The organism is Promicromonospora sp. NPDC057138 (assembly GCF_042670845.1).
Taxonomy (GTDB): domain Bacteria; phylum Actinomycetota; class Actinomycetes; order Actinomycetales; family Cellulomonadaceae; genus Promicromonospora.
In genome coordinates, this window is record NZ_JBHUUX010000048.1 from 1 (window position 1) to 24,897 (window position 24,897).

A 24,897-nucleotide genomic window follows, 5' to 3' on the forward strand; every position below is an offset into this window, starting at 1 on the left:
CGTTGCGCCTAAGTGCCCGTCTTAGGCGCAACGATCACGCCCACAACCAAGTCAGACGCCTAGGTTCAGGTCCTTGATGCGGATCGGGTCTCCTGTTTCCAGCGAGCGGTTGCCCGCGTAGCCGACCGACGACGCACGGACGCCGTCGACGTAGCCGGCCGCGCGGCCCAGCGGGTCCGGCTCGCCCGACGGCGCGAACACGCTGGCCAGCAGCAGCGCGTCGCCGCCGCCGTGCCCGCCGCCGCCGCGCACGATGGGCCGCTCCTCCGCGCGCTCCCAGTGCCGCTGCACCACGAGCCGCTCCCCGATGGGCCGCACCTCGTCGCCGGCGAACACCTCGGTGGCGCTCGGGTCGAGGATCGCCGCGTCGTTCTCGCCGAACTCGACCGAGCCCCGCTCGGTGACCTCGAGCTCCGCCCTGCCGCGTGTGCCGTTCACCACCACGCGGTAGCCCTCCCAGGGCGCGTGCGCCGTGAGCGAGTAGGTCAGCAGCGCGCCGCCCTGGTACTCGACGACGAGGCCGAGCGTGTCCTCCGTGGTGATCCCCGCGTCGAAGACCGAGCGGTTGCGCACGTAGCCGTCCACCGCCTGGGCCTCGGGCCCGTACAGCGTGGACAGCCACTCGTTCTTCTCGACGGAGAGCTGCCACGGGTCGACGCCGCGCTCGTTCAGCGCGCGCTCGGCGTCGGTGGGCTCGTAGTCGGTGGCGTGCGCGCCGTCGTCGCCGTAGAAGCGCCGGCCGCCCGTGGCGAAGACGCGCTCGGGCACGCCGTCGATCCACCAGTTGACCAGGTCGAAGTGGTGACTCGACTTGTGCACGAGCAGGCCGCCGTTGTTCACCTTCTCGCGGTGCCAGCGGCGGAAGTAGTCGGCGCCGTGCACGGTGTCGAGGGCCCAGTCGAAGTGGACCGACAGCACCCGGCCGATCTCGCCGCTCGCGATCACCTCGCGCAGCGCGCTGTTGCGCGGCGAGTAGCGGTAGTTGAACGTCGTGACCAGGTCGCGCCCCGTCTCGGCGACGGCGTCCACGATCTGCCGGGCCTGGTCGGCGTGCGCCGCGATCGGCTTCTCCACGACGACGTCGGCGCCGGCCCGCAGCGCGCGCGCCACCAGGTCGCCGTGCGTGCGGTCGACCGAGGTGACGATCACGCGGTCCACGGACTGCTCGGCTATCGCCTTCTCCAGGTCGTCCGGCTGGTAGACGGGGCGGAGGCCCCCGAGCGCCGCCGCGACCCTCGCCTCGTAGGCCGCGGCGCGCACGGGGTTGGGCTCGACCCAGGCGACGATCTCCCCGTCGGGGGCGTGCGTGCCGATCAGCGCGTTGACGTACATCGAGGCGCGATGCCCCGTACCGACCACCGCGTAGCGGCGCCGCCCCTCGGGCAGCGGGCCCGACGGCGGCTCGGGTGCTCGGGTCGGACCGGTGATCGGCTCGGTGGTCGGCTCAGGCATCGGTGAGAGCTCCTTCGGTCGTCATCGACGTCGGGTGGACGGACTGAACGATACGACGCCGGGAAAGCGCTGTCCATGGCCCCGAGGTCACCGCTCGGGCGTCAGCACCACCTGGCCGGCCCAGGCGAAACCGCCGCCGAAGCCGAACAGCAGCGCGGGCGCCCCCGCCGGGATCTTCCCGGCGTGCCACCACTTGGACAGCCCGAGGGGGATCGACGCCGCGGAGGTGTTGCCCGACTCCGTGATGTCGGTGACGACCACCTTGCCCTCCAGCCCGAGCGCCTTGGCCAGCGGCTCGATGATCCGGAGGTTCGCCTGGTGCGCCACGAGCACCTCGATGTCGTCGAGGCTCAGCCCGGAGCGGGCCACGACGTCCCGCGCCCGGTCCGCGGCCCGCGTGATGGCCCACTTGAACACCGCGCGGCCGTCCTGTTGGAACTTCACCTCCGGCGCCTCGATCCGCACGGCGGGCGTGAGCTCCGGCTCCGTGCCCCAGACGACCGGCCCGACCGCGGGGGCGTCGGTGGCCTGCAGCACCGCCGCCCCCGCGCCGTCGGCCGTCAGGATGCACGTCGAGCGGTCCGTCCAGTCCGTGTACGCGGTGAGCTTCTCCGCGCCGATGACCAGCGCCGTGCGCGCCGACCCCGCGCGGATCGCCTGGTCGGCGACTCCTACCCCGTGCGCGAACCCCGAGCAGGCCACGTTGAGGTCCATCGCCGCCGGTCCCACGATGTTGCGCAGGTCCGGCGCCTCCTCGCCCTCGGGGGTCGAGGCGCCCGGCTGGACCCCCGTATGCAGGGCGTACGCGACCCGGCCGGCGGTGTTCGGCGAGCGGTCGTCGGCGGTGGCGGTCGCGACGATCACCAGGTCGACGGCGTCCGCGGACAGACCTGCGTCAGCGAGCGCGTGCACGGCGGCGGCCGTCGCCATGTCGGCGACGGTGACGTCGTCGGCCGCGGCGTGCCGCGTGATGATGCCGGTGCGGGACCGGATCCACTCGTCGTTGGTCTCGACGCGCTGGGCGATGTCCTCGTTCGTGAGCGTCTTCGGCGGCTGATGGTGACCCAGGCCGATGATGCGGGACCCGGCAGCGCCGGCGGGGAGGGTCAGTGTGGGCGGCTTGGCCATGAGGTCAACGTAGCGCGCTCAGGTCGAACGGTTCGACGAGCAGCCCGGGAACCCGCTCCCGCGCCGCCCGGACGATGCGCTCCTCGGCGCCCGGCCCCAGGTCCGGCACCTCACCCACCTCGCGGAACGCGCTACGGAGCTGCGCGTCGTACCGCTCCCCCATCGCCGCGTTGCGGCCCTTGTACGTCCACCCGATCAGGTTGCCCAGGTCGAACCGCGGCGCGCACGCGCGGCACGACATGATGCCCGGCGGCCGCCGGAACCGGGTGGTCCGGTGGCCGGCCGGGCACGCCCCGACCCACGGCCCGTCGATCGACGGCGCGGCCGGGTCCACGCACCGCCGTCCCGAGCACCCGATCCGCACCGCCACCTCGCGCCACGCCGGCCCGTGCTTCGCCCTGGACCCCGCGAGCGCGTGCGCCACCTCGTGCAGGATCGTGTCCCGCACCTCCCGCTCGTCATGGATACGGGTGAGCGGCGCGGACAGGCTGATGCGGCTCTTGGTGTAGTTGCACATCCCGGCGCGCCGGACGGCGTCGTCGAACTCGAACGTCCAGGCCTTCAGGCCGTGCTGGTCCATCAGCTCGCGCGCCAGGCGCGAGGCGGCGACAAGGTTCATGGGTTCCCCTGCGTTGCTAGTGAGTGGGTCGAGGCGTCCGGCCGTGCCGGACGCGGTCGAACCTACGGGCCCTCACTGACACCCCCGCGGAGTTATCCACAGCCCCATGCCGCAATGCCGACCAGTCAGGCATCGCTCCCCAGGGTGCCCGACGGCGATTCCGCCGGCGGGATCGGGAAGTTCGTCCGGAACACGTTCGACGGATCGTAGACCGCCTTCACCGTCCGCAGCCGCGTGAACGTCGGTTCCGGGAAGGCCTCCAGGAGCCGTTCGGGCCGGCTGTCGGTGTCGAACGAGAGGTACGAGCCGTCCATCACCGGCCCGATCTCGGCGTCCCACGCCTGGTCGAGCCGCTCCTGGCCACTCCCGATCGCCGACAGGGAGAAGTTCTGGTGCCGGTGCGCGTATGCCGTGGCGTCGGGCGCGACGTCGTTCCCGGCGCCGCCCGTGGCCCGGATCGCCGTGAAGTACGACTCGCCCGAGCCCAGCAGCCGCTCGATCGCCCGGCTCGTTCCCTGGTCCAGGTGGTCCAGCAGGCCCGACCGCGCCGACGGGTCGCCGCCGCCGGAGTGGTGGGCGTCCTCCTGGCGCACGATCCCCGAGTAGGGCGTGAGCTGGGCCTGGTGCCCGAGCAGCGGCCCGGCGTCGGCCAGCAGCTCGAGCTGAGCTATCGCCTCGTCCGGGTCGGCGTCGGCGCCCTCGGCCGCGAACACGGTCATGAGCTGCGCCATCGGCGTCTGGCCGCGGCGTCCGCCGGACAGGTACATGAACGAGGTCAGCCCGCGCGGCGCCGCCTCGACGGTGGCGCCCCACTTCTCCAGCAGGCCCACGGTGTCGGTCGCGTCGAGAGTCATCTGCGAGAAGACGACGTCGCCGACGGCGCCGACCTCGATCTCCAGCCAGGTGACCACGCCCATGTTCCCGCCCGCGCCGCGCAGCGCCCAGAACAGGTCGGGGTGCTCGTCGCGGGAGGCGTGCAGCACCCGCCCGTCGGCAGTGACGACCTCGGCGGCGACCACGTGGTCGATCGTGAGGCCCTGGAGCCGCCCGAGGTAGCCGATGCCGCCGGTGGTCCCGAGCCCCCCGACGCCCACGCCGCCGTAGTCGCCCGAGGTGATGGCCCAGCCGCGCGGCGCGAGCGTCGCGGCCACCTCGCCCCAGGTGGCCCCGGCGCCGATCCGAACGCGGCGCGTCGCCTCGTCGACCACCTCGACCGACCGCATGCCGCTCATGCTGAGCACCACGCCGCCGTCGTTGGTGGACCGGCCGGAGATGCCGTGCCCGGCCGAGCGGACGGCGAACTCCACGTCCTGCTTCTGCACCCAGGCCAGGCCGGACGCGACCTCCTCGGCCCCCTGCGGCCGCAGGACCAGGCCCGGCGCGCCCGAGCGCAGGTAGTTGTGCCGCACCGCCGGGTACTCGCGGTCGCCCGGCTCGACGGCGCGCGAAGCGAGCTCCGCCGGGAGCGAGTCGTAGTCGATCCCCGGGCGCCGCGCGGCCAGCGCGGCCGTGCCCCGGCGGGCGGACGCCGGGGCGGTCCCGGCGGAACGCCGCTCCGCCGCCACGGCCTCGCGCACGGCCGGTGCGACGTCCTGCGCGAACGCCCGGATCTGGTCCGGGTCGTCACCCATGACGACGAACCCGCTGACGCCGTCCTCGACGGCAAGCTGCGTGAGCTCCTCGACCCACTGGTCGGCGGGGCCCTGCAGCGGGCCCGTCGAGCGGTCGGTGATCGCGCCACCCACGTTGAGCAGACGGCGGATCTCGCTCGGCGAACGGCCGGCCTCGACGGCGGCGCCGTCGATCGCCGCGTTGCCGCGCGCCAGGTCGCCGTCCTTCATGTAGGGCAGCGAGGGCAGCCAGCCGTCGGCCTTCGCGCCGATGAGCCGGAGCATGCGCTTCTTGTACGCGCCGAGCCAGATCGGGATGTCGTGCGCGGGCGCCGGGCCGCGCTTGGCGCCGTCGACCTGGTGGAACGTGCCGGGCACGCGCAGGGGCGTGCGGTCGGTCGCGTCCCAGATGCCCCGCATGATCTCGATGGCCTCCTCGAGGGCGCCGACGCTCTCGGCCGGCGTGCGGCGCGTGACGCCCATCGCCGCCATCGCGTCCCAGAAGCCGCCGGCACCGGCGCCCATCTCGAACCGGCCGCCGCTGAGCAGGTCGAGGCTCGCGGCCGCGCGGGCCATGAGCGCCGGCTGGCGCATGCCCAGGTTGAGCACGTTGGCGGAGATGTGGATGCGCTCGGTCTGCGCCGCCACCCACGACATCAGCGTCCACGTATCGAGGAACGACGGCTGGTACGGGTGGTCCTGGAACGTGACCAGGTCCAGGCCGAGCCGCTCGGAGAGCTGGGCGAGCTGCACCGGCGTCTGCGGGTCCGCGTTGGTCGGAGTGATGAACGTGCCGAAGAGCAGCTCGTGGCCATAGTCGGTCATGTGTGGGTCCCTCGCGTCGCTCGCTCTGCCGCACCTCACGGCAGATCGTCTGTCTGGCAGACGATATTACTCACAACTCTTCTTGCCTGCCGCACATTCCGCGTAGGATGAGGCCATGAGCACCACGCCCACCGAGACCCGCGCCGGCCGGCACTCGCTGTTCGGCTGGTCCCTCGCCGCGCTGTTGCGCGAGTGGAGCGCCCGGGTCGACGCCGCAGCCGACGACCTGCCGCAGGGCACGCGCGGGTACCAGCTCCTCACGGCGGTGGTGCACGGCGACCTGCCGAGCCAGGCGGCGCTCGCCTCCTCGCTCGGCATCGACCGCACGGTGATGACCTACCTGCTGGACGCGTTCGAGGATTGCGGGCTCGTCGAGCGACAGCTCGACCCGGCCGACCGGCGCGCGCGGCGCATCGTCGCCACGGACAAGGGCCTGGAGGTGCTGGCCGGGATGGACGCGCGCGTCGCGGCGGCGGAGGAGGAGCTGCTCGCGGGGCTCGAACCGGGGCAGCGCGCGATGCTCCGCGAGCTCCTGGAGCGCGCCGCGACGGGCACCGGCCCGGACGAGGACCCGTGCGGCACCGTCGTCCGGGCGACCCGCCCGTCCTGACCTGTCAGACGTCCGGTGACGTGTCAGAAGCCCAGGTCACCCGGGTGATCTGAGCGTCTGACGCCACCGGGTGTCTGACAGGTCGGCGGCCGGTCAGGAGTCCAGGCCGGCTTCCCGGTAGAAACCCTCGATGTGCTCGCGGATGAGTCGCTCGGCCTCGGCACCGTCGTGCCGCGCCACGGCGTCGACGATCTCGCGGTGCTCCGCGCAGAGACGGGCCGCGGTCGCGGGCCAGTCCTCGACGGCCGCCGCACCCGCCGCTACGTACGAGGCGACGGCGGCCCGCATGCCGCTCAGGATCGCCTCCACGAGCTGGTTCCCGCCCAGACGGGCGAGCTCGATGTGGAAGTCCTGGTCGTGCTCCAGGAAGATCGCGATGTCGAGGCCAGGGTCGGCCATCGCCTCGACGTGCGCGCGCGCCTGGTCGAGCGCGGTGTCGTTGGGCACTCGCGCGGCGGCGTCGCGCACCGCGCCCGCCTCGAGCAGGACGCGCGTGCGCACGACGTCGGACACGGGCAGGGTGCCGGACGCCACGTGCAGTCGCACCGCCGCACCCAGGCCGGCCGCAGGCCGGTCGATCACGGTGGCGCCCGCGCTGGGGCCCGAGCCGACGGCGGTGCGCACGATGCCCATCGCCTCCAGGATGCGGATGGCCTCGCGCACCGACGGGCGGGACACCCCCAGCTCCTCCGCGAGCGCCCGCTCCGCCGGGAGCCGCTCGCCGATGGGCCACTTGCCCGCGTTCAGGCCCGACTCGATCTGGGCCAGGACGCGCTCGTGGGTTCTCACCGGGACAGTGTACTTCTGTGGTCTGTCCACAGTGGGCTATGGTGAGGACAGACCTCGAAGGAGAGTGCCCATGCGCATAGCCCTGGCCGCCACCTGTATCGCCGACGCCATGTTTCCGCAGGCCCCGAAGGCCGTCGTCACGCTCCTGGAGCGTCTGGGTCACGAGGTGGTCTTCCCGGCCGCGCAGGCGTGCTGCGGCCAGATGCACGTCAACACCGGCTACCTCGCCGACGCCGTGCCGGTCGTCCGGAACCACGTGCGCACCTTCGCCCCCGTGGCGGACGGCGAGTGGGACGCCGTCGTCGTGCCATCCGGGTCGTGCACGGGGTCGATCCGGCATCAGCAGGCCATGGTCCTGGAGCGCGCGGGGCTGGCCGCCGAGGCGCGCACCGCGACCGCCGTCGCCGAACGCACCTACGAGCTGTCCGAGCTGCTGGTCGACGTGCTGGGGGTGACCGACGTCGGCGCGTGGTTCCCGCACCGCGTCACCTACCACCCCACGTGCCACTCGCTGCGGATGCTGGGCGTCGGCGACAAGCCCGAGCGGCTCCTGCGGGCCGTCGATGGGCTGGAGCTCGTCCCGCTCGCGGAGGCCGAGGGCTGCTGCGGGTTCGGCGGGACGTTCTCCCTGAAGAACGCGGACACGTCCGCGGCGATGCTGCAGGACAAGGTGGCCACCGTGGTCGACACGGGGGCCGAGGTGCTCACCGCGGGCGACTGGTCGTGCCTGATGCATATCGGCGGCGGCCTCTCCCGGGGTGGCACGGGCGTGCGGCCGATGCACCTGGCGGAGATCCTCGCCTCGACGCGTCAGGCGCCGGTCGTCCCGGGCCCGCCGGGTGCCGATCGGGCCGGGGCGGGCCGATCCGGGGCCAACCGTCCGGGGGCCAACCGTTCCGGCGCCGACCAGGAGGCGGCCCGATGAGCACGTTCCTCGGCATGCCCGCCGCCCGCGACGGCCGCGGGCCGAGCCCGCAGGCCGCCCCCGGGACGCTGTCGGGGGTGGGCCGCCCGGAGGACCCGCTGCACTGGGGCGCGTCGTTCCCCCACGCCGCGAAGACCGCGCTCGGCAACGCGCAGCTCCGCCGCAACCTGGGCAACGCGACGTCGACCATCCGGGCCAAGCGGGCGCGCGTCGTCGGCGAGGTGCCCGACTGGGAGGCGCTGCGCGACGCCGGGTCCGCGGTGAAGACCGACGTCATGGCGCGGCTGCCTGAGCTGCTCGAGACCTTGGAACGCAACGTGACCGCGCGCGGCGGCGTCGTGCACTGGGCGCGGGACGCCGCAGAGGCCAACCGGATCGTCGCTGACCTGGTGCGGGCCAAGGAGGCCGACGAGGTCGTCAAGGTCAAGTCCATGGCCACCCAGGAGATCGGGCTGAACGAGGCGCTCGCCGAGGAAGGCATCGCGGCGGTCGAGACGGACCTGGCGGAGCTGATCGTGCAGCTCGCGGACGACATGCCGTCGCACATCCTGGTGCCCGCGATCCACCGGAACCGCACCGAGATCCGCGACATCTTCCTGGAGCGGATGGCCGACGCCCCGCCCGACCTGACGGACGTGCCGCGCGAGCTCGCGATGGCGGCGCGGGCGCACCTGCGGCGCAAGTTCCTCTCGGCGAAGGTCGCGATCAGTGGCGCCAACTTCGCCGTCGCGGACACCGGGACGCTCGCCGTGGTGGAGTCCGAGGGCAACGGCCGCATGTGCCTCACGCTGCCCGAGACCCTGATCACCGTGATGGGCATCGAGAAGCTGATCCCGACGTTCGACGACCTCGAGGTGTTCCTGCAGCTCCTGCCGCGGTCCTCGACGGGCGAGCGGATGAACCCGTACACCTCGATGTGGACGGGCGTGACACCCGGCGACGGGCCGCAGGAGTTCCACCTGGTGCTGCTCGACAACGGCCGCACCAAGGTGCTGGCGGACGAGGCCGGGCGCTCGGCCCTGCACTGCATCCGCTGTTCAGCGTGCCTCAACGTCTGCCCCGTGTACGAGCGGGTGGGCGGGCACGCCTACGGCTCGGTCTACCCCGGCCCGATCGGGGCGATCCTCACCCCGCAGCTCACCGGCGAGAAGTCGGACCTGCCGTACGCCTCCACGCTGTGCGGCGCGTGCTACGAGGTCTGCCCGGTCAAGATCGACATCCCGTCGATCCTCGTGGAGCTGCGGGCGCGCGAGGTCGAGCTCGGGGGCGCCTCGCCCGACACCGCGGACCGGGTCTGGAAGGCGGCCATGAAGGCCGCGTCCTTCGCGATGGCCGACGGCGGACGGTTCCGCCGGGCCGCCCGCGTCCCGCGGCTGCTGCGCGCGATCTCGCGCCACGGCGTGATCCGGCGGCTGCCGTTCCCCGGCTCGCTCTGGACGCGGTCGAGGGACCTCCCGGAGCCGCCGAAGCAGACCTTCCACGACTGGTGGGCCGGACGAGAGGACGGGCGATGAGCGACGCCAGGACGGAGATCCTGACCCGCATCCGGGAGGCGCTGGGGTCGGACGGCGGCTCCGCCGATCCGGCGGGCGGCGCTGAAGCGACGGCGACCGGCCCTGTGCCACGCGAGTACCGGTCCGCCGGCGAGCACGCGCCCGGGTCCGGCGTCGTGCTGGACCTCCTGGTCGACCGGCTCGAGGACTACAAGGCGCACGTCCACCGGACAACCTCCGCGGACCTGCCGGGTGTGCTGGCGCGGCTGCTCAGCGAGCAGCGCAGCGGGCAGTCGGCAGAACGTCAGGAGGTCGGCAGCTCGGACCACCGATCACCTGACATTCTGCCGACCGCCCGGAAAGCCGCGCGCGGGTCCGTTGTGGTGCCCGACGGGCTGGAACCCGCCTGGGTTTCCGGGCTGGGCGGGGTCGACGTGCACGTCGACTCGCGGGATGCTCCCCTGTCGGCGGTCGCGCTGGACCAGATCGACGCCGTCGTGACGGCCGCCCGGGTCGCCGTCGCCGAGACCGGCACCATCGTGCTGGACGGCGAACCCGACCAGGGCCGGCGCGCCATCTCGCTGGTGCCCGACGTGCACGTGTGCGTCGTCCGGACCGACCAGGTGGTGCAGACCGTCCCCGAGGCGGTGCGCCTGCTCGGCACCGACCCCGGCAGGCCCCTGACCTGGATCAGCGGCCCGAGCGCCACGAGCGACATCGAGCTGGACCGGGTAGAGGGCGTCCACGGCCCCCGGACGCTGCACGTGGTGCTGGTGTCCTGACACATCGGGTCTCGACGGGCTCGACCACCGTCGAGTCAGGGGTGCAGGCGTGCGCCCTTGACCACCTTGTCCACCACGCGCCGCTCGCCGGCGACCACGACCCCGACCAGGTCCAGCTTCTCGGTCGCGACGCTCGCTACGGCGGCCCGGTTGTCGACGTCGTTCCCCGTGGCGAACAGGTCCGCCGTGTAGACGCCGATGCGCAGCCCCCGGGTGTCGGCGCGCTCGCGGATCGTGGCGAGCCGGTCGCCGTCGGCCACCATGACCATGACCGGGGTGCCGAGCATGGCGAGGTACTCGCGCCCGTCGGCGTCGCGGTAGGTCTCCCCGACCAGCTCGGGGTAGGCGGCGGTCACGGCGCTGGCCAGGAACGCTGTCACGTTGTTCTCCTGCCAGCCGAGCAGGTGGTCCCGCAGGACGATCACGATCTTGGCTTGTTCGAAGGTCATGACACCCAGGGTGCGGGCGGGCGGCGGCGCGGATCTTGTACGTTCTTGACATGGGCCCGCCTGATTCCGACGTCGTACGCGCCTGGCGCCCCGGCGTGCCCGGCGTCGCCGAGGTGCTGCACGCCGCGTGGCACGAGCACGCCTACCCGGCCCACACGCACGACACCTGGGCCGTGCTGGTCGTCGATCGCGGCCTGATCGGCTACGGCCTGGACGGCCAGGAGCACGCGGCGCGGCACACCGGGGTGACCGTGCTGCCGCCCGGCGTCGTGCACGACGGCCGGTCCGTGACCGCCGGCGGCTTCCGCAAGCGCGTCGTCTACCTGGAGCCCACGGTGCTCGATGACGGCCTGGTCGGCCGCGCCGTCGACGCCCCGCTGGTCCTGGACGACGCGCTCCGCGCCCGCTTCGTGGGCCTCGACCAGGCCCTCACTGTGCGCGAGGACCTGGCGGCCGAGGGCCTGCTCGCCCTGGTCACGGAGGGCCTGGCCTGGCATCTCTCCGGCCGCCCGACGCCGCCGCGCGAGCCGCCCGCCGCCTCGACCGCCCGGCGGGCCCGCGACCTGCTCGACGCCGATCCGGCCCGCCCTGTCCGGCTGGCCGAGGTCGCCGCCGAGCTCGGCGTCACCGTGCCGCACCTGGTGCGCGCGTTCACCCGCGAGCTCGGCCTCCCGCCGCACCGGTACCTCGTGGGCCGGCGCCTCGACATGGCGCGCCGCCGGCTCCTGGCCGGCGAGCCCGCGGCCGACGTCGCCGTCGCCACCGGGTTCCACGACCAGGCGCACCTGACCCGCCACTTCCGCCGCCTCCTGCGCACGACCCCAGCCCGCTACCAGCGCGGCGGCCTCGCGGTCTGATCCCCTCTGCTGGTCGAACCTGTCGAGACCCCGTGACCCGACGGACCAGGTCTCGACAGGCTCGGGTCTCGACAGGCTCGACCAGCGGATGCGCCGTGCGCACACGCCGCGCGGTACGGGAGAATGGACACTCGTGACCGATCGAGCGCCCGAGCCCACCCTCTTCGACCTCCCGCCGGGTGCCCGGCGTCCGCGGGCGCGGGTGGTGCTGCTGACCGGGCCCTCGGGGTCGGGCAAGACGTCGCTCACGCAGCGCCTCGGCCTGCCGGTGGTGCAGCTCGACGACTTCTACCTCGACATCGACCACCCGGGCCTGCCTCAGCGGTACGGCAGCGTCGACTGGGACAGCCCGAAGACCTGGGACGCCAAGGGCGCGCTCGCCGCCCTGGAGGAGCTGGCCACGGAGGGCCGGGCCAACGTCCCGGTGTACGACATCCCGACGTCGCGGCGCACGGGTATGCGGCGGCTCGACATCGGCGACTCGCCGCTGATCCTGGCCGAGGGCATCTTCGCGGCACACCTCGTCGACGACTGCCGCGCCGAGGGCTTGCTCGCGGACGCGATCTGCCTCGTCCGGCCCCGCCTGGTCACCTTCTGGTTCCGGTTCCTCCGGGACGTCGCGGAGGCGCGGAAGCCGATCGGCACGCTGTTGCGCCGCGGGACGTCGCTGCTGCGGGCCGAGCCCGCGATGATCGAGGGGTGGGCGGCGCTGGGCTGCCGCGAGACATCACCCGCTCAAGCCGAGAAGGACATCCGAAACCTCCTTGTGCAAAAGTCCTTGGATACGTAATCCTCGTGTAACCGCTTTGCCATGTAATGCACATCCACAGGGCTCACCCTGGGCGCAGGAGGTGGTGTCTGTGATCCAGCGCAATGGCTTGCGTGTGCTCTCGCTGTACGAGGGCTTTTTCAGCGGCGGGGCTCGTGTCCTGCACTCGACGGTGGTCGCCGGTCTGCATCAGGGCGGTCGCCAGCAGCATTCTGTGCTGAGCCTGCACCACGAGGTCCGGCGTGAGGCCACCCTCCAGCGGATGGAGGACGACCCCCGCTACCGCGCGCTGCGCGCCGCGGGCGTCCGGATCGGGTCCCTGGGGCGGAGCACCGACGGGGGCCACGACCCCCGCGTGTTCAGCGAGGTCGAGCTCCGGGCGGCGGCCCGCCAGGCCGAGAGCTCGCACGTCGTGCTGTCCCTCAAGGAACAGCCGCTCCGGCTCGTGAACCAGGACGCGTTCCCGCAACGACCCGTCATCGCCTGCCTGCACCGGTCCGACCCGGAGCACCAGGGCGACGCCCTCGGCGACCTGCTGACCGCGGCGGACCGGGGCCGGCTCGCCGCCGTCGTCTGCTGCGCCGAGTCCACGCGCGACGCGTACCGCGAGGCCGGCGTGCCGGCCGAGCTGCTGCGCGTGGTGCCGAACGGCATCAACCTCGCGCGGTTCCGCCCGGTCCAGGGCGCACGCCGGCTCGCCCTGCGCGGCGCCGCGGGGATTCCGAGCGATGCGACGGTGGTGGTCTACGCCGCGCGGTACGACGAGATGAAGAACCCGGAGCTCTTCCTCCGGTCGGCCCGCACGTTCCTCGAGCTCGAGCCCAAGGGGCACGTGCAGATGTGCGGCGCCGGCATGACGGCGGCCAACCCGGATCTCCAGAACGATCTCGCCCGCATCTTCGGCGACCGGCCGGACCTGCTGGGACACCTGGACCTGCTGGGCGTGCGGCACGACATGGAGCTCGTCTACGCGACGGCCGACGTCGTCGCGCTCACCTCGACGTTCGGCGAGGCCGCGCCGCTGTGCCTGATCGAGGGCTCGATGTGCGGGGCCGTGCCGGTCACCACCCCGGTGGGCGACGCGCCGTCGATCGTGGAGCGCATCGGGTTCGTGACGTCGTACGACCCCGCCGAGATCGCCACCACCTGGATCGAGGCCGCGGCTCGACGCGAGGAGCTGGAGTCCGCGCGGACCGCCGTCCGGCCCCGGTTCAGCCACGTCCGGATGATCGCCGGGTACTCGAGCATCATCGAGCGCACGCACCGCGAAGCAGGCTTAAGGCCGCTCCGCGTCTGACCACCAGCAGCACTAAGCCCCTCCGCGTCCGACCGAGCCCGCCCGAGCGCAAGCGGCGGCCTGAGGAAAGAAATGACCCCCGCGCGGATGTATCTTTTCCCGAAGTGGAGGGCCCCCTGGGGCCCGTGAACGCATCCGCGCGGGGGTCATTTCTTTCCTCAGGCCGCCGCTTGCGCGACCACAGGGACGCCGGACACGGCAGGATGACCTCATGTCCGACGCCCCCGTCACCCTGAGCCAGGTCGCCCGCGAGGCCGGCGTCTCACTCGCGACGGCGTCGCGCGCGATCAACGGGAGCGCCACCCGCAGCGTCCGCGAGGACCTGCGCGAGCGTGTCCTGGAGACCGCGCGGCGCCTCGACTACTCGCCCGACCCCAGCGCCCAGGCCATGGCCCGCGGCCGCACGACGGCGCTCGGGCTCGTGGTGCACGACATCGCCGACCCGTACTTCTCGACCATCGCCGCCGGCGTCGCGCGCGCCGCCGAGCGCGAGGGTCTGATCGTCACGCTCGCCTCGACGGAGCACAGCCCCGAGCGCGAGCTGGCCTTCGTCGAGCTCGCGCGGCGGCAGCGGTCGCGCGCGATCATCCTGGCGGGCAGCAGGACGACGCCGCCGGACGGCGGGGCCGGGTCGGCCCCCGCGGAGACTGTCGCCCTGGCGGAGGGCCGGCCCCAGGCGCTGGAGTCGTCCCTCACCGCCTTCCGGGCCGCCGGGGGCGGCGTAGCCGTGATCGGGCAGGCCGTCGGCGACCTGCCCGCCGTGGAGATCGACAACGTCGGCGGCGCGGACGCCCTCGCGCGAGCGCTGCACGGGATCGGGTACCGCCGGTTCGGGGTGCTCGCCGGGCCTCCTCGCCTACGCACCGCCGCCGACCGGACCAGCGGGTTCCTGGACACGCTCGCCGAGCTGGGCTGCCCGGCACCCGACCGGGACGTCGTGCACGGCGCCTTCACGCGAGACGGGGGCTACGAGGCGATGACAGAGCTGGTCGCGCGGTCGCACGGCGGCACGGCGGGTGCGCGGGCCGACGCCCCGGAGGTGGTGTTCGCCGTCAACGACGTCATGGCGGTGGGTGCGATGGCCGCCGTCCGCGACGCCGGCCGGAGCGTGCCCGACGACGTGGCCGTCGCCGGCTTCGACGACATCCACACCTTGCGCGACGTGACCCCAGCCCTCACGACGGTGCGCGTGCCGCTGGAGGAGGTCGGCGAGATCGCCACTCGCCTGGCGCTGGGCGTCGAGCTGGAGAACGTGCTCGTGCACACCGAGGTCGTGCTCCGGGAGTCGACCCGGACGCGCACCGCGTAGAGCACACTGGGAAGAACGGTTCGCACTCGAGCCACGAGGAGGTGGCCGGCATGGGTGGACGCAGGCTGACTCGCACGGGGAACCGGATCGGTACATGGATGTACCGCACGCTGAACGGCAGGCTGGCCAGCGGCAGCAAGAACGTGCACGTCCTGATGATCACGACCCCGGGCCGCCTGACCGGTATCCCGCGCTCGACCTGCGTGCGCTACCTCGATGTGGACGACGGCTATCTCGTATGGGGCACCGGCTCCGGTTCGCCGCGCGACCCGGACTGGTTCCGCAACCTCCGCCACGCGCCGGTGGCGGACGTCCAGGTGGGCTCCAGGCGCCTGCGCGCCCGCCCGCACGAGCTGACCGGCTCCCAGCGCGACAAGACCTGGACCGAGGTCATCATCGCCGAGGCCCCCGAGGTCGCCAGGATCGCCCGCAAAGCCAACCGGCCCATCCCGGTGGCCATCCTCGAACCGGTCGACGGCGGAGATTAGTCGGCCGTACACGGCGCCGCGATCTCAGCACCGGCCCGGCCATGTACGCAGCACGCGTGGGTGCGCTATTCTCCGTGGGAAAGCGCATTCCCAGCACCGACGATGGAGTCTCGCCCGTGACCACACTTCGCATCGCCATGAACGGCGTCACCGGCCGCATGGGCTACCGCCAGCACCTCGCGCGCTCGATCCTGCCGATCCGCGACCAGGGCGGCGTCACGCTCCCCGACGGTTCCCGGGTCCAGGTCGAGCCGGTGCTGGTGGGCCGCAACGCGGACAAGCTCAAGGAGCTCGCGACGCTGCACGACGTCGAGCACTGGACCACCGATCTCGACTCCGCCATCGCGGACGCCGACATCGTGTTCGACGCCGCGATGACCAACCTGCGCCCCGCGACGCTGTCCAAGGCCATGCGCCAGGGCAAGCACGTCTACACCGAGAAGCCGACGGCGGAGACGCTCACCGAGGCGATCGAGCTCGCGCGGCTCCAGGCGGAGACGGGCGTGACCGTCGGCGTCGTGCACGACAAGCTGTACCTGCCCGGCCTGGTGAAGCTGCGCCGCCTCGTGGACGAGGGCTTCTTCGGCCGCATCCTGTCGCTGCGCGGCGAGTTCGGCTACTGGGTGTTCGAGGGCGACTCGCAGCCCGCCCAGCGCCCCTCCTGGAACTACCGCGCCGAGGACGGCGGCGGCATCACCACCGACATGTTCTGCCACTGGAACTACGTGCTGGAGGGCATCCTCGGGCAGGTCAGGACCGTGACGGCCAAGACGGTCACGCACATCCCGGCCCGCTGGGACGAGTCCGGCAAGGAGTACGTCGCCACGGCCGACGATGCCGCGTACGGCATCTTCGACGTCACAACGCCCGGCGGGGACGACGTCGTCGCGCAGATCAACTCCTCCTGGGCGGTGCGCGTGTTCCGCGACGAGCTCGTCGAGTTCCAGGTGGACGGCACCCATGGCTCCGCCGTCGCGGGCCTGCGCGAGTGCCGCGCCCAGCACCGGTCGCACACCCCGAAGCCCGTGTGGAACCCGGACCTGCCCGTGACCGAGCCGTTCCGCGACCAGTGGCTCGACGTCCCGGCGAACGCCGACCTCGACAACGGCTTCAAGCTGCAGTGGGAGGAGTTCCTGCGCGACGTCGTCGCCGGGCGCCCGCACCGCTACGACCTGCTCTCGGCGGCGCGGGGCGTGCAGCTCGCGGAGCTGGGGCTGCGGTCGTCCGCGGAGGGGCGCCGCGTCGACATCCCGGAGATCACGCTGTGAGCGCCCCGGAGGTCGAGCCTGTCGAGACCAGGGTTTCGACAAGCTCAACCAGCGAGTCCGCGGTCGCCCTTCCCGTGTTCGACGGCGACGGCCGGTTCACCGGGTCGGAGACCGTCGAGCTCGGTGCGCCGGGGCCCTGGACGACGCCGTCGGGCCCGCTGACCTCGCGCGTCGCGTTCGCGGCGGCCCACGTGGTGCCGCAGGTCGGGGCGGAGAACGTGCCGGGTGCGCCGGCCGTCGTCGACTGGGACTCGACACTCGCCTACCGGCACCGCATCTGGGAGCACGGGCTCGGCGTCGCCGACGCGATGGACACAGCGCAGCGCGGCATGGGGCTCGACTGGGCCGCGACGCAGGAGCTGGTGCGGCGGTCGGCGGCCGAGGCGGCCTCCGTGGGCGCGCGCGTCGCCTGCGGTGCGGGCACCGACCAGCTCGCGCCCGACGTCGTCGCTGGGCTGGAGCCGGGCGATGCCGGCCTGGCCACGGTGACCGACGCCTACCGCGAGCAGGTCCACCTGGTGCAGGACGCCGGGGCGCAGGTCATCGTCATGGCCTCCCGTGCCCTGGCGAAGGTCGCCCGGGGCCCCGAGGACTACGCCCGCGTCTACGACGCGGTGCTGGCCGAGGCCGACCGGCCGGTGATCCTGCACTGGCTGGGCACCATGTTCGACCCGGCGCTGGCCGGCTACTGGGGCTCGGACTCCGTGGACTCCGCGACTGCGACGTTCCTCGACCTGGTCCGCGCGCACCAGTCCCGGATCGACGGCGTGAAGGTGTCGCTGCTCGACGCCGCCCACGAGGTGAGCCTGCGCCGGTCGTTGGCGGCGCTGCCGACCTCGTTGGTCGAGCCTGTCGAGACCGGGGCTTCGACAAGCTCAACCGGCGATGCCCGCGTCCGGCTCTACACCGGCGACGACTTCAACTACCCCGAGCTCATCGCGGGCGACGAGCAGGGCCACTCGGACGCGCTGCTCGGCATCTTCGCCGCGATCTACCCGGCCGCCTCGACGGCGCTGCAGGCGTTCGACGCCGGCGACGCCGAGCGCGGGCACAAGATCCTCGCCTCGACCGAGGCGCTGGGCCGGCACATCTTCGCCGCGCCCACGTACTACTACAAGACCGGGATCGCGTTCCTGTCCTGGCTGGGCGGGTTCCAGCCCGGGTTCTCGCTCGTGGGCGGCCTGCACTCCGGGCGGTCGCTGCGCCACCTGGTCGAGCTGGCCCGCCTCGCCGACGGCTGCGGGATGCTGCTCGACCCGCCCCTGGCCGCTGCCCGCCTGCGCGCCTTCCTGACGACGAACGGGGTGCCCGCATGAACGTGTCAGAACCTCAGGGCACCCCGGTGACCCCTACGTCTGACAGGTCGGGTCGGGCGTCGCTGAACACCGCCACCGTCAAGCACGCCTCGCTCGCCGAGGCGTGCGAGGCCGCGGCCGCCGCCGGTTTCGGCGCCGTAGGACCGTGGCGCAACGTGGTGCAGGACGTCGGTGCGGCGCAGGCGGCCCGCATCATCGCCGACGCCGGGCTGCGCGCCTCGTCCCTGTGCCGCGGCGGGTTTCTCACCGCGGCGGACGACGCCGGGATCCGCGCCGCGCTCGACGACAACAAGCTGGCGATCGAGGAGGCCGCGACGATCGGGACGACGGAGCTGGTCTTCGTCGTCGGCGGGCTGGTGGGGTCGACGCCGGGCGGCGCTCCGACGTCGGACGTCGACCGGGACCTCGTCGCGACGCGCGGCCGGGTCGCCGACCGGATCGCCGACCTCGTGCCGTTCGGCGCCGAGCACGGCGTGCGGATCGTGCTCGAGCCGCTGCACCCGATCTTCGCGGCCGACCGGGCAGTGATCTCCACGCTCGCGCAGGCGCTGGACCTGGCGGCGCCGTTCGCGGCGTCCGAGGTGGGAGTGGTCGTGGACACCTACCACGTGTGGTGGGACCCCTCGCTGCGCAGGTCCATCGCGCGGGCCGGGCGCGAGGACCGCATCGCGTCGTACCAGGTGTGCGACTGGGTGCTGCCGCTCGCGGCGGAGCCGCTGAACTCGCGCGGGCACGTGGGCGACGGGTACATCGACTTCGCGACGGTCACGGGCTGGGTGCGCGACGCCGGCTACGTCGGCGACGTCGAGACCGAGATCTTCAACGAGGAGATCTGGGCCCGCCCGACGTCGGAGACGGCGGCGACGGTGCTGGCCCGCTACGAGCAGCACGTGGCGCCCCACCTCTGACGCCGTTGAGTGCTGGGTATTTGTTGGTCGGACGCTTGTATCTCAACAAATACCCAGCACTCAACGAGACGGGCGGAGGGTGAAGCGAGAGACGCCCCAGAGCGCGTAGAGCAGGGGCGCCGCGGCGAAGCCGAGGCCCACCACCGGGCGCGCCGCCACCACCGACGCCAGCAGCCCGAGCACGAGCAGCGCCCCGGCCGTCAGGTACCAGCGCCGGGCCCCCAGCACCAGCGCGGCGAGCAGCACCTCGCGCAGGCGGGCGCTGGGCATCTCGGGCAGGGCGACCAGGGCGAGGACCGCCGTCGTGACGGCCCCCGCAGCGAGGGTTACCAGGACCGGGATGGCTACGGCTCCCGCGGTGCGGCCCCAGAAGAAGAACACGTCGACGGCGGCCACGACGACGGCGCCCGTCCCGAGCGCGCCGATCGCCAGGCCCCGGCGAAGGTGCGCGCGCCAGGCGCGCACGAAGGTGCGCACGACCGCCGTCGAGCCGTCGGTGCTGAAGGCGCCGAACACCGCGAAGGCAGCGGCCAGGGCCGGACCCAGCAGCGGCGCCGTCAGGGCGGCCAGCGGCCACGTCGCCGCGACGTCCGTCGCCGCGACCAGCACCACCAGCGGCAGGCACGCGACCGCCAGGAGCAGGTTGGTCATCAGGCCCGTGTAGACGGTGCCGAACACCATCTCGTAGGTCTCCGGCCCGATCAGCGTCCGACGCCGCGGGGCGGCACCTGCGGCGCCCATCGCGCTCACCCCTTCACACCCGTCGTCGCGATGCCCTCGACGAAGTACCGCTGGCCGACGAAGAAGATCAGCGCGATCGGCAGCACCGACAGCACGGAGCCCGCCATGATCAGCGCGTGCTCGGCGTTGTACTCACCGATGAACGACTGGAGGCCGAGCTGGATGGTCCACAGCGGGCGGTCGCGCAGGTAGATGACCGGACCGAGGTAGTCGTTCCAGGTCTGGACGAACGTGATGATCGTCAGCGACGCCAGGGCTGGCACGGATAGCGGCATGATGATCCGCCACCAGATGCCGTACTCGGAGAGCCCGTCGATACGCGCCGCCTCCGACAGGGAGTCGGGGATGGACTCGTAGTACTGCTTCATGAGGAACACGCCGAAGGCGCCGAACGCCTGCAGCAGCAGGATCGCCCACAGGGTGTTGTTGAGGCCCCAGCTCGAGATCATCTGGAACTGCGGGATCATGTAGGACTGCCACGGCACGGCGATGGTCCCGATGTAGACGAGGAACAGCACGTCCCGGCCGGGGAAGCGCATCTTGGCGAAGCCGTAGGCGGCGAAGCTGCCGGTCAGGACCTGCAGGAAGGTCACAGCGAGGGACAGGACCAGGGTGTTGCGCACCCAGGTGAGCATGTCGGCCTTGGCCCAGATGTCGATGTAGTTGCGCCACTGGACGGGGTCGGGGATCCACTGCACGGGCGCCGTGAACACCTGGTTGTTCATCTTCAGGGACGAGATGACCATCCAGGCGAACGGCAGCATGACGCCCGCCGCGGCGACGATCATCGCCACGTAGAGCAGCACTCGGCCGGACCTCCGGAGCGGGGACGGACGGACGGCCATCACGCCTCCTTCCGCTTGTTGTACAGGAACTGCACCACGGTCACCGAGATGCAGATGAGGAACAGGACGACGGCGACGGCGGAGGCGTACCCGAAGTCGAACTGCTTGAAGCCCTTTTGGTAGATGTACTGGGAGAGCACGAGCGTGGCCTGGCCCGGACCGCCGTCGGTCATGACGAGGATCAGGTCGAAGACCTTGAAGCTCTGGATGGTGACCATCACCGTCACGAAGAACGTCGTGGGGCGCAGGCACGGCAGAGTGACGTTCCAGAACCGCTGCCAGGCGTTGGCACCGTCGATCCGGGCGGCCTCGTGCAGCTCACCCGGCACGGTCTGCAGGCCGGCCAGGAACAGGAGCATGTAGTAGCCCATGTCCTTCCAGATACCCACGATGATCACCGCGGGCATCGCCCAGTCCTTGGAGACCGTCCAGCCCGGCAGGTCACCGTCGACGAACAGGCCCAGGAACTGGTTGATCGGCCCGAACTCGGGGCTGAACAGCATGTTCCACACCACGGCGACCGCGACGATCGACGTGATATAGGGGAAGAAGGCCACGGTGCGGAAGAACGCGGCGCCCCGCAGCTTCTGGTTGAGCAGCAGCGCGAGGCACAGGGACACCACGATGGTGATCGGGATGTGCAGCGCGGCGTAGTAGAAGGTGTTGCCGAGCGCCTTGTGGAAGCTCTTGTCGCCCACCAGCCGCGCGAAGTTGTCGAACCCGACCCAGTCGGCGGTCCCGAAGATGTTCCAGTCCGTCAGGGACATGTAGAACAGCGTGAGCACCGGCGTCAGGGTGAGCACCGCGAAGCCGAGGAAGTTCGGCAGGATGAACGTCCAGCCGACCAGCGCGTTGCGCAGCTTGAGCGACGTCCGCGGGGTCCTGAGCGGTTGCGGGGGCGAGGGCTGCGGGAGCCCGAGGGTCCGCTGGTCGCCGACGACCGGTGTCGTCATGGGGTCTGTCTCCTCTGGATTACGTGATGGTCCGGAGCCGAGCGGCAAGCACTTGGTTGTGGGCGCGATCGTTGCGACTGTGCGTCCGCTTGAGGCGCAACGATCACGCCCACAACCAAAGGGGTTAGCCGACCTCGTTGGCTACGCGGTCCGCGGCTTCCGTGAGCGCCTCGTCGACCGGCGTGGACTCGGACATGATCGCCGAGTGCGTCTCGCCCAGGATGGTCTGGATGGCCGCCGTGTTCGGGCCCACCGGGTTCTCCGGGAGCGTCTCGTGCGTCGTGTACGCGAACCGGGACAGGTCGTCCTGCGGCACGCCCTTCAGCGAGAAGATCTCGTCGGCCACGGCGTCGTCGATCAGGGCCGGCGTGATGCCGATGCCCGCGAGCGCGGCGGCGCCCTCGGGGCCGGCGGCGAACTTCAGGAAGCCCTTCGCGGCCTCGATCTTCGACTCGTCGATCCGCGCGTTGATGCCCATGGTCGTCGGGTCGCCGAAGGTGACCGGCGTGTTCTCGGTGCCTGTCGTCGACTCGTCGAGCTGCGGGATCGGCGCGATGCCCCACTCGAACTTGTCGGCGTCGCCGGACTCCTGCTCGGCCACCAGCGTGCCGATGTACCACGAGCCCATCGGCATCATCGCGGCCTTCTGGGTGCCGAACTGCGCCTGGTAGGTCAGCTCGTTCGTGGTGACCGTGGCGAAGGACGGCTGCGCGCCGGCGTCCTGCAGCGCGAGCTCACGCTCGTAGTAGGGGGCGAGGAACGAGAAGTCGCCGCCGTCGAGCGAGGCGCCCTCGGTCTGCGCGAGCGCGAAGCCCTGGACGGTGGACTGCCAGCTGTGCAGGTAGGTGCCCATGACCTCCTTCTCGCCGATCTTCTTGGTCAGCGTCTCCGCGGCCTCGGCGTAGTCGTCCCAGGTCCAGGACCCGTCGGGCAGGTCGACTCCGGCCTTCTCGAACAGCTCCTTGTTGTAGAACAGGAACCACGAGTCCTGCCGGTACGGCACGGCATAGGTCACGCCGTCGACCGCCATCGGCTCCAGGCCGCCGGTCGCCGGGTCGAGCTCGGCCGCCACGTCCGAGATGTCGAGCAGCGTGCCGCCCTCCTCGAACGTGACGTAGTTCTTCAGGTTCTTCACGATGAAGACGTCGGGTGCCGCGTCCGCGGCCAGGTCGGCGGTGAGGGCGGTGTCGTAGTCCTCGCCCGCCGGGTACTCCTTGAGCTCCACGGTGACGTCGGGGTTCGCCTTGTGATAGGCGTCCGCGAGCGTCTGGAACTCCGGTGTGGACGCGAAGTCCCAGCCGGCCAGGGTGATGGTGACCGGGCCTTCGGCGGCCGCGGGCTCGGACTCTCCGCCGCACCCCGTCAGGGCCAGCGACGCGACGGCAGCGACGCCGACCGCGCTCATGATCTTGCGGTTCATCTCTACTCTCCTTCGAGTGATTGCTGTTCCACGGCCCCTCGATGGTGATCATCGGGAGCGCGTGGGTGGTCAGGGCAGGGTTGCCGTAGTCCGTTTCCCGTCCGGCCAGGTCACGAGGGCTTGTCCGGCGGTGAGCTCAAGCTGCGGGTGCCCGGCCGCGGGCGTCCGCGCCAGGTGCACGCCGACGGCGACCCAGCCGGCCGGGACCGGGGCGTACCGCAGCCAGGGGGTGGTGGTCGGGCCGGCGAGCGGGGTGGCGTCGTCGGACGTCGTCTCGCCGCACACCGGGGCGACGTCGCCCAGCAGGGGGACCAGTGTCGAGGCGAGCCCCGGCCCGGCGGCCCACCCACCGATCCGCAGCGCCGTGGCCGCGTCGCCTGAGCCGTCGACCCGCGCGAGGCGGACCTCCCACGCGCCTCGGACGATCGAGACCGTCGTGATCTGGCCCGCGGGCCTCGCGAGACCCGGCCGCCCGGACCCGTGGTCAGGCGCGGTCAGGTCTGCCTCGACCCAGTGGACGTCGGCCGTCGAGGCGAGCGCGACGGCGGCCCCACCGCTGGTCGAGCTCCCACCGCTGGTCGAACTCCCACCGCTGGTCGAGCTCGTCGAGACCCCGGTCTCGACCGGCGCAGGTGCGGGGGTTCCGGCAAGCTCAACTAGCGACGTCTCAAACCCCGTGCGGTGGGTTGCCTCGCCTCGCTCGTTCAGCAGCGCTACCGACTGGTCCAGGGGGGAGGTCCAGGCCTCGGCGTCCAGCAGGGGCGACGTCGCTGTCGAGTAGCCGAGCCGCGCGTACAGGGGCGAGTCACCGCCGTCAGACCCCGGTAGGGCGTGGTCGGTGCCGTGGTTGATGACGCGGATGATCCCGTCGTCGCGCGTGCCGCTGATCGCCCAGCCGGGCGCGGCCGCGACGGCGAGCACGTCGCCGTCGTCCACGGGGAGCGGCACGGGGGCTGCGGTCCACACCTCGTGCGAGGCAGGGAGTGCGAGCCCGAGCAGGCCCTTGCTCGCCCAGTAGGGCGAGCCGGGGCCGCTGTACCGCTGCGCGATGGGGCGCCACGGGTGGTGCCAGCCGAGGGTGAGGAGCCCGTCCGGGCCCGGCACACCGTGGTCGGCGAAGTGCCGCACGATGCGCGTCGCCGCCTCGCGGAGCTGGCCCGGCCGGCCGACGCCCGCGAGGGCCCCGGCCCAGAACGGCGCGGCGGCGGCGAAGCGGTAGGTCAGGCTGCGGCCCTGGAGGAGCGGGGCGCCGTCGGACCCGACGAGGGCCAGCGCGTCGGTGAGGTAGCGCGCCAGGTGCTCACGGTCGGACGCCGAGCGGGCGGTCAGGTCGTCGCCCGCCGCCCGCGCGACGTCGGCCGCGCCCGACATCCGCGCCCACAGCGCGGGGTACAGATGCAGCGCCCAGCCGGCGTAGTGGTCGAAGCTCCGCTCGGGGCCGTCGGCGAACCAGCCGCCCGGACGGCGGAACCGGTCGTGCGCGGCGAGGTCGTGCACGACGTCGTCGGCGGAGAACGGGCCGCCGACCGACCGCAGGAACGTCTCGACGACGATCCGGAACCAGACCCAGTTGTTGTCCGGGTAGTCGCGGTCGCCCACGACGGACCCGAGGTACTCGACGGTGCGTTCCTGCACGCCGGGCGCCAGGCGGTCCCAGATCCAGGGCCGCGTCATGTCGAGGATCAGCGCGAGCGAGGCAGCCTCGACCTTGGCCTGGCCGTGCTCCTCGGGCCGGGTCCAGCGCTCGGGGTGGGCGGCGTCGGTCCCCGCGGCGAGTCCTGCCGCGTACCGCTCGGCAAGGTTCGCCGGGTCCGCGCCGTCCTCCCCCGCGAGCCGGAAGCCGGCCAGCAGGAACGTGCGCGCGAAGCCCTCGAGGCCGTCGACGGCGGTGCCGTAGCCGCCCGGCGTGCCGGGCAGCGTGATGAGGGACCCGCTCGGCGACGCGTACGGCTGGACCGCCGCGAGGAGCCGGTCGGCGTAGGCGCCGAGCCAGGCGCGCGCCTCGGCGCCGGACGCCCCCGACCTGTCAGGCGCAGAGGTCACC

At 72.5% G+C, this 24,897-nt stretch carries 23 protein-coding genes; 12 read left to right on the top strand and 11 right to left on the bottom strand.

What is annotated here, in order from left to right; all coding sequences use genetic code 11:
* Positions 1-51: 51 nt before the first annotated feature.
* The 4 genes from ACFT2C_RS21150 to ACFT2C_RS21165 form a co-directional block, all read right to left on the bottom strand.
* Positions 52-1,452, bottom strand: a complete 1,401-nt coding sequence (locus ACFT2C_RS21150) for a Gfo/Idh/MocA family protein (RefSeq protein WP_377209052.1) — start codon at positions 1,450-1,452, stop codon at positions 52-54.
* A gap of 87 nt (positions 1,453-1,539) precedes the next feature.
* The gene (locus ACFT2C_RS21155; RefSeq protein ID WP_377209053.1) at positions 1,540-2,580 is read right to left on the bottom strand and encodes a 3-oxoacyl-[acyl-carrier-protein] synthase III C-terminal domain-containing protein; all 1,041 of its coding nucleotides are present in this window, start codon (positions 2,578-2,580) and stop codon (positions 1,540-1,542) included.
* A gap of 4 nt (positions 2,581-2,584) precedes the next feature.
* Positions 2,585-3,199: a SprT-like domain-containing protein gene (locus tag ACFT2C_RS21160; RefSeq protein ID WP_377209054.1), complete on the bottom strand. Its 615-nt coding sequence runs from the start codon at positions 3,197-3,199 to the stop codon at positions 2,585-2,587.
* A 125-nt stretch (positions 3,200-3,324) separates the two neighbouring features.
* Positions 3,325-5,634, bottom strand: a complete 2,310-nt coding sequence (locus ACFT2C_RS21165; RefSeq protein WP_377209055.1) for an LLM class flavin-dependent oxidoreductase — start codon at positions 5,632-5,634, stop codon at positions 3,325-3,327.
* A gap of 115 nt (positions 5,635-5,749) precedes the next feature.
* Between ACFT2C_RS21165 and ACFT2C_RS21170 the strand changes: the two genes are divergently transcribed.
* Complete coding sequence (locus ACFT2C_RS21170) at positions 5,750-6,244, top strand: MarR family winged helix-turn-helix transcriptional regulator (protein ID WP_377209056.1); 495 nt, start codon at positions 5,750-5,752, stop codon at positions 6,242-6,244.
* Positions 6,245-6,337: 93 nt separating this feature from the next.
* On the opposite strand, the gene ACFT2C_RS21175 is transcribed toward ACFT2C_RS21170, so the two are convergent.
* Complete coding sequence (locus ACFT2C_RS21175; RefSeq protein WP_377209057.1) at positions 6,338-7,033, bottom strand: FadR/GntR family transcriptional regulator; 696 nt, start codon at positions 7,031-7,033, stop codon at positions 6,338-6,340.
* Between the two features lie 70 nt (positions 7,034-7,103).
* On the opposite strand from ACFT2C_RS21175, the gene ACFT2C_RS21180 reads away from it, so the two are divergent.
* From ACFT2C_RS21180 to ACFT2C_RS21190, 3 genes are read left to right on the top strand one after another with little or no spacing between them, the layout of a single operon-like run.
* On the top strand, positions 7,104-7,958 hold the full coding sequence (locus tag ACFT2C_RS21180) for a (Fe-S)-binding protein (RefSeq protein WP_377209058.1): 855 nt from the start codon (positions 7,104-7,106) through the stop codon (positions 7,956-7,958).
* On the top strand, positions 7,955-9,472 hold the full coding sequence (locus tag ACFT2C_RS21185; RefSeq protein ID WP_377209059.1) for a LutB/LldF family L-lactate oxidation iron-sulfur protein: 1,518 nt from the start codon (positions 7,955-7,957) through the stop codon (positions 9,470-9,472). The genes ACFT2C_RS21180 and ACFT2C_RS21185 overlap by 4 nt, the downstream gene beginning before the upstream one ends.
* Positions 9,469-10,233: a lactate utilization protein C gene (locus tag ACFT2C_RS21190; RefSeq protein WP_377209060.1), complete on the top strand. Its 765-nt coding sequence runs from the start codon at positions 9,469-9,471 to the stop codon at positions 10,231-10,233. Before ACFT2C_RS21185 ends, ACFT2C_RS21190 begins: the two co-directional genes overlap by 4 nt.
* A gap of 35 nt (positions 10,234-10,268) precedes the next feature.
* Here ACFT2C_RS21190 and ACFT2C_RS21195 read toward each other — a convergent pair whose 3' ends face one another.
* The gene (locus tag ACFT2C_RS21195; RefSeq protein WP_377209061.1) at positions 10,269-10,682 is read right to left on the bottom strand and encodes a DUF2000 family protein; all 414 of its coding nucleotides are present in this window, start codon (positions 10,680-10,682) and stop codon (positions 10,269-10,271) included.
* 50 nt (positions 10,683-10,732) lie between these two features.
* On the opposite strand from ACFT2C_RS21195, the gene ACFT2C_RS21200 reads away from it, so the two are divergent.
* The 8 genes from ACFT2C_RS21200 to ACFT2C_RS21235 all read left to right on the top strand — a co-directional run bounded on the left by ACFT2C_RS21200 (position 10,733) and on the right by ACFT2C_RS21235 (position 18,894).
* Complete coding sequence (locus tag ACFT2C_RS21200; RefSeq protein WP_377209062.1) at positions 10,733-11,539, top strand: helix-turn-helix domain-containing protein; 807 nt, start codon at positions 10,733-10,735, stop codon at positions 11,537-11,539.
* A 133-nt stretch (positions 11,540-11,672) separates the two neighbouring features.
* The gene (locus ACFT2C_RS21205; protein ID WP_377209063.1) at positions 11,673-12,329 is read left to right on the top strand and encodes a uridine kinase; all 657 of its coding nucleotides are present in this window, start codon (positions 11,673-11,675) and stop codon (positions 12,327-12,329) included.
* 70 nt (positions 12,330-12,399) lie between these two features.
* Entirely contained in the window at positions 12,400-13,605 is a 1,206-nt protein-coding gene (locus ACFT2C_RS21210) for a glycosyltransferase (RefSeq protein WP_377209064.1), read from the top strand.
* A gap of 211 nt (positions 13,606-13,816) precedes the next feature.
* Positions 13,817-14,914, top strand: coding sequence for a LacI family DNA-binding transcriptional regulator (locus ACFT2C_RS21215; RefSeq protein WP_377209065.1), 1,098 nt, complete (start codon positions 13,817-13,819; stop codon positions 14,912-14,914).
* A 50-nt stretch (positions 14,915-14,964) separates the two neighbouring features.
* Positions 14,965-15,402 carry a nitroreductase/quinone reductase family protein gene (locus tag ACFT2C_RS21220; protein ID WP_377209066.1) on the top strand — a complete coding sequence of 146 codons (438 nt, stop codon included), beginning with the start codon at positions 14,965-14,967 and terminating at the stop codon, positions 15,400-15,402.
* A gap of 137 nt (positions 15,403-15,539) precedes the next feature.
* Complete coding sequence (locus ACFT2C_RS21225; protein ID WP_377209085.1) at positions 15,540-16,670, top strand: Gfo/Idh/MocA family protein; 1,131 nt, start codon at positions 15,540-15,542, stop codon at positions 16,668-16,670.
* 74 nt (positions 16,671-16,744) lie between these two features.
* Positions 16,745-17,986, top strand: coding sequence for a dihydrodipicolinate synthase family protein (locus tag ACFT2C_RS21230; RefSeq protein WP_377209086.1), 1,242 nt, complete (start codon positions 16,745-16,747; stop codon positions 17,984-17,986).
* On the top strand, positions 17,983-18,894 hold the full coding sequence (locus ACFT2C_RS21235) for a sugar phosphate isomerase/epimerase family protein (protein ID WP_377209067.1): 912 nt from the start codon (positions 17,983-17,985) through the stop codon (positions 18,892-18,894). Before ACFT2C_RS21230 ends, ACFT2C_RS21235 begins: the two co-directional genes overlap by 4 nt.
* 60 nt (positions 18,895-18,954) lie before the next feature.
* Here the strand turns inward: ACFT2C_RS21235 and ACFT2C_RS21240 are convergent, their stop codons facing one another.
* The 5 genes from ACFT2C_RS21240 to ACFT2C_RS21260 all read right to left on the bottom strand — a co-directional run bounded on the left by ACFT2C_RS21240 (position 18,955) and on the right by ACFT2C_RS21260 (position 24,896).
* A complete protein-coding gene (locus ACFT2C_RS21240) occupies positions 18,955-19,635 on the bottom strand; it encodes a ferredoxin-NADPH reductase (RefSeq protein ID WP_377209068.1) in 681 nt (226 codons plus the stop codon).
* 5 nt (positions 19,636-19,640) lie between these two features.
* Positions 19,641-20,480 (bottom strand): carbohydrate ABC transporter permease, encoded by an 840-nt coding sequence (locus ACFT2C_RS21245; RefSeq protein WP_377209069.1) that lies wholly within the window; start codon positions 20,478-20,480, stop codon positions 19,641-19,643.
* On the bottom strand, positions 20,480-21,433 hold the full coding sequence (locus ACFT2C_RS21250; protein ID WP_377209070.1) for a carbohydrate ABC transporter permease: 954 nt from the start codon (positions 21,431-21,433) through the stop codon (positions 20,480-20,482). The genes ACFT2C_RS21245 and ACFT2C_RS21250 overlap by 1 nt, the downstream gene beginning before the upstream one ends.
* A gap of 124 nt (positions 21,434-21,557) precedes the next feature.
* Complete coding sequence (locus tag ACFT2C_RS21255; protein ID WP_377209071.1) at positions 21,558-22,853, bottom strand: ABC transporter substrate-binding protein; 1,296 nt, start codon at positions 22,851-22,853, stop codon at positions 21,558-21,560.
* 69 nt (positions 22,854-22,922) lie between these two features.
* On the bottom strand, positions 22,923-24,896 hold the full coding sequence (locus ACFT2C_RS21260) for a DUF2264 domain-containing protein (protein ID WP_377209072.1): 1,974 nt from the start codon (positions 24,894-24,896) through the stop codon (positions 22,923-22,925).
* Between the last annotated feature and the right edge of the window lies 1 nt (position 24,897).